The organism is Candidatus Methylomirabilota bacterium (genome assembly GCA_035315345.1).
Taxonomy (GTDB): domain Bacteria; phylum Methylomirabilota; class Methylomirabilia; order Rokubacteriales; family CSP1-6; genus CAMLFJ01.
In genome coordinates this window covers 1-4,441 of record DATFYA010000209.1, presented here as the reverse complement: position 1 = coordinate 4,441, position 4,441 = coordinate 1, and the positions used below count along the sequence as shown (strand labels likewise).

Here is a 4,441-nt window from a genome sequence, read left to right as displayed (position 1 = left end):
AGTGGGGGGCGTGGTCCCGCCAGGCATGCGCGCATTATGCTACGAGGCTTGACCATCTGCGGCCGTAGATCGGATCGAGCCGGGTAGACTGTTCAAGACGTCGCGCCCACACGGTTCACGTAGGTTCCCGGCCGGAAAAGTTCAGGGAGAATGGCAGTGGCGATCGGAAGAGTCGGACTGGAACCGCTGAGACCGGACCAGGCCGAGGAGGTCTTGCACTATTGGCAGCGGGCGCATCCGTTGCATCCACTCGAATTGTGGATGTTGAAGGAGCGATTGTTCGGTCCGCCACCGGCCGACCCGGACTTGCTGCTGGCAGCCCGCGGGGCGGGAGACGAGCTGGTTGGACTGGCGGCGGGCGTCGACCCCTGCCGCAAGGGGGGCGTTGGCGACGTCCGATGGCTGGGCGCACTCCCGGGTCCCGATTGGGAGACGGTGTTGCGCCGATTGTCGGATGAATTGAGCTTGCGGCTGACCGCCAGGGGGGCGCGGGAGATTCATCTGTTCGCAACGCCGCCGCACTATCTCAGACCGGGGGTCGATACTCGGGAGACGCGCTTGATCGCCACCTTGCAGGAAATGGGATGGGGGCACTCGGCGACATACTTCAACATGACGTGCGACTTGGACTCGTGGTCGAGTCCGGGCGAGGCGGCAATTTTTGGAGACGTGGATGGATATCGGGTGCGGCGGGGCCATCTTGGCGAAGGGGAGGCGCTACGCGAACTGATCGAGCGGGAGTGGACCGTCACGTGGCGTGACGCGGCTACGCTCGGCCTCGGTCATGAGCCGGTGGGGGTGTTCGTGGCGGAGAAGGAAGGCGAGCTGGTCGGCTTTTCGGCGTATGAAGTGGATCAGTGCGTGGGGAGTTTCGGACCTACCGGCGTGGCGCCGGCGCACCGAGGACATGGTCTGGGGGCAAGGTTGCTGTGGAGTTGCCTCGACGATTTGCAGAAGAAGAGGAGAAAGGAGTGCCAGATCGGCTGGGTCGGGCCGGTAGGCTTTTATCACCGGGCGTGCGGAGCCGTACTTGGACCGGCGTACTGGATGATGAGCCGGAAGACATGACACATCCTATGGTACAGTGCGGCGAAAAAGGAGGCTCCATGTCGGACGCAGTCCATCTCGGAAGCGGCAAGGTCCGTGAGCTGTACGCTCTCGACGACGAGCGGCTGCTGCTGGTCGCCTCGGATCGCATCTCGACCTTCGACGTCGTGCTGCCCACCGCCATCCCGGACAAGGGCCGGGTGCTCACCGGCCTGTCCGGTTTCTGGTTCGCGCGCACCGCCGAAATCTGCCCGAATCACCTGCTCGCGCTACGACCGGACGGCCGCTCCACCGAGTGCCGGCAGCTCCGGATGTTGCCCATCGAGTGCGTCGTGCGCGGCTACCTCTCCGGCTCCGGCTGGAAGGACTACGGCAAGACCGGCGAGGTCTGTGGCCATCGGCTCCCGACCGGTCTCCGCGAGTCGGACCGCCTGCCCGAGCCGATCTTCACGCCGGCCACCAAGGCCACCAGCGGCCACGACGAGAACATCACCGGCGCGCAGGCGGCCGCGCTGGTCGGCGCCGAGCGCTTCGCCGAGGCCGAGCGGCTCTCGATCGCGCTCTACCGCTTCGCGGCGGCCTTCGCGCTCGAGCGCGGTATCATCATCGCCGACACCAAGTTCGAGTTCGGCGTCGACCGCGACGGCCGGCTCGTCCTGGGCGACGAGGCGCTGACCCCGGACTCCTCGCGCTTCTGGCCCGCCGACCAGTACTCGCCTGGCGGACCCCAACCCTCGTACGACAAGCAGTACGTGCGCGACTACTGCGAGAAGATCGGCTGGGGCAAGACCTACCCCGGGCCCGAGCTGCCCGAGGACGTGGTGGCCGGTACGCGCAGGCGCTACGTGGAAGCGTTCGAGCAGATCACCGGCCGCCGTTTCGACGACTACCTGCGGCAGCCGGCCTGCGTGCTTTCAACCTAGCGGGGGCTGGCGACCTAGCGGGGGCCGGTCGGCCTCGCCGAGGCGGGAACGCACCAGCCGACTGACGCGCGCGAGATCCGGAAGCCTGGTGCCGCTCTTGCCTTGAGCGGCGAGCGGGTACAGACTTCGTGTCTCGGCCGCTTGCCTGCCGAGCGGGATATCCAACGATGCCACCGCGCAAGTCCAAGGGGCCCAGGACGTCCGGCCCGCGCCGAGGCCCGGCGGAGCGTCCTCCCGAATCGTTCGTGGAGGACGCGAGTCCGCGGCCACCGAGCGCTCCGTTCCCCACCGTCGGCATCGGCGCCTCCGCCGGAGGCCTCGACGCCTTCACGGAGATCCTGCGAGCGCTGCCGCCGGACACCGGCATGGCCTTCGTGGTGATCCAGCACCTCGACCCCACCCACGCCAGCATGCTCCCCGAGATCCTCGGTCGGGCCACGTCCATGCCGGTGACCGAGGTCGCCGACCAGATGGTGGTGAAGCCGAACCACGTGTACGTCATCCCTCCCGGCGTGACGATGGCGATCACGCGAGGCACGCTCCAGCTCACGCCCCGGCGGGAGGTCAAGGGCCAGCATCGCCCGATCGACCACTTCCTGCGCGCGCTGGCCGAGGATCAGGGGCACCGCGCGATCGGTGTCATCCTCTCGGGTAGTGCCACCGACGGCACGCTCGGGCTGGAGGCGATCAAGGCCGAGGGCGGCATCACCTTCGCGCAGGACGAGAGCGCGCAGCACACCAGCATGCCGAACAGCGCGATCGCGGCCGGGTGCGTCGATTTCGTCCTGCCGCCCGCCGAGATCGCGCAGGAGATCGCGCGCATCAGCCGGCACCCCTACGTGACCCGGGGCGCCGAGGAGATCCTGAGCTCGCCGGGCAGCGAGCCGAGCCTGAGCCGGGTGCTGGATCAGCTGCGGGTGGCCACCGGGGTCGATTTCTCGAGCTACAAGCGCAACACCCTCCTGCGCCGGATCACCCGCCGCGCGGTCCTGCACAAGATGGACGGGCTGCGGGATTACGCGCGGTTCCTCCAGGGCGATCCCGCCGAGACCGAGGCGCTCTATCAGGACGTCCTCATCAGCGTGACCAGCTTCTTCCGCAACTCGGACGCCTTCGAGATCCTGAAGAGCAAGGTCTTCCCGCGGCTCGTGAAGGACCGCTCGCGGCACGATCCGGTGCGGGTCTGGTCCATCGGCTGCTCTACCGGCGAGGAGGCGTACTCCATCGCCATCGCCTGGGCCGAGTTCTCGGAGGCGGCCCGCCTGCAGATCCCGCTCCAGGTGTTCGCGACCGACCTGAACGGGGCCAGCATCGAGAAGGCGCGTGCGGGCATCTATCGGAGGAGCATCGTACAGGACGTGTCTCCCGAGCGCCTGCGCCGGTTCTTCTTCGAGAGCGACGGCACGTACCGCATCAGCAAGGCGATCCGGGACACCACCGTCTTCGCCCGCCACAACGTCCTGACCGAGCCGCCATTCTCCCGCATCGACTTGATCAGCTGCCGCAACCTGCTCATCTACCTCGAGCTGTCGCTCCAGCAGAAGGCCATGGGCATGATGCACTACGCGCTCAAGCCGGGGGGCGTGCTGTGGCTGGGCAGCTCGGAGACGATCGGCTCCTATCGGGACCTCTTCGACGTGGAGGACGGCAAGTACAAGATGTACGTCAAGAAGCCGGGCCCGCCCCGCCTGGTCCCGCGCGCCTTGTCGACCGACATGCCCGCCCCCCGACGCGCCGAGCCCTCAGCACGCGAGGTCGGAGTCGCGGGCCCCGACGTGCATCGGGAGGCCGATCGCATCCTGCTGGCCAAGTACACGCCGCCGAGCGTCCTCGTCAACGCGGACATGGAGATCCTTCAGTTCCGCGGCGACACCGGTCCCTACCTGACCCCGGCTCCCGGCAAGGCCAGCCTGAACCTGCTCAAGATGCTGCGCGACGGGCTGCTGGTCGGGATCCGCGCGGCCCTGCACCGGGCCAAGCGCGAGGAGACCCCGATCCGGGAGGACGGCTTACAGGTCCGGTCCAACGGCGGCTTTCGTCAGGTGAACGTGCACGTGGTCCCGATCCGGGGCACGACCCCGGCGAGTCCGCTTCACTTCGTGGTCCTCTTCGAGGACGTGCCCGGCGTGGACGCGGCGAGGTCCCCGAAGCAGAAGGGCAAGGCCAGGCGCGTCGGGGCCGCCGATCGCAAGACGCGCGAGAGCGAGAGCATCGAGCGGGAGACGGCGCGCCTGACCCAGGAGCTGGCCGCAACCCGGGAGTATCTCCAATCGGTGATCGAGCAGCAGGAGGCGGCCAACGAGGAGCTGCAGTCCTCGAACGAGGAGGTGCAGTCGGCCAACGAGGAGCTGCAGAGCATCAACGAGGAGCTGGAGACATCGAAGGAGGAGGTGCAGTCCAGTAACGAGGAGCTGGCCACCGTGAACGAGGAGCTGCAGAACCGCAACATCGAGCTGGGCCAGAGCAACAAC

3 protein-coding genes are annotated in these 4,441 nt (G+C 67.7%); all 3 read left to right on the top strand.

The features are described from left to right. Window positions 1–150: 150 nt before the first annotated feature. Window positions 151–1,068, top strand: coding sequence for a GNAT family N-acetyltransferase (locus tag VKN16_26925; protein ID HME97853.1), 918 nt, complete (start codon window positions 151–153; stop codon window positions 1,066–1,068). A 38-nt stretch (window positions 1,069–1,106) separates the two neighbouring features. Further along, on the top strand, window positions 1,107–1,970 hold the full coding sequence (locus VKN16_26920) for a phosphoribosylaminoimidazolesuccinocarboxamide synthase (protein HME97852.1): 864 nt from the start codon (window positions 1,107–1,109) through the stop codon (window positions 1,968–1,970). 167 nt (window positions 1,971–2,137) lie between these two features. Next, window positions 2,138–4,441: chemotaxis protein CheB (locus tag VKN16_26915; protein ID HME97851.1), on the top strand; the 2,304-nt coding region annotated here is incomplete at its 3' end.

Coding starts and splice junctions, on each gene's coding strand:
- VKN16_26925 (HME97853.1), top strand. CDS start 151: ATGGCAGTGGCGATCGGAAGAGTCGGACTGGAACCGCTGAGACCGGAC.
- VKN16_26920 (HME97852.1), top strand. CDS start 1,107: ATGTCGGACGCAGTCCATCTCGGAAGCGGCAAGGTCCGTGAGCTGTAC.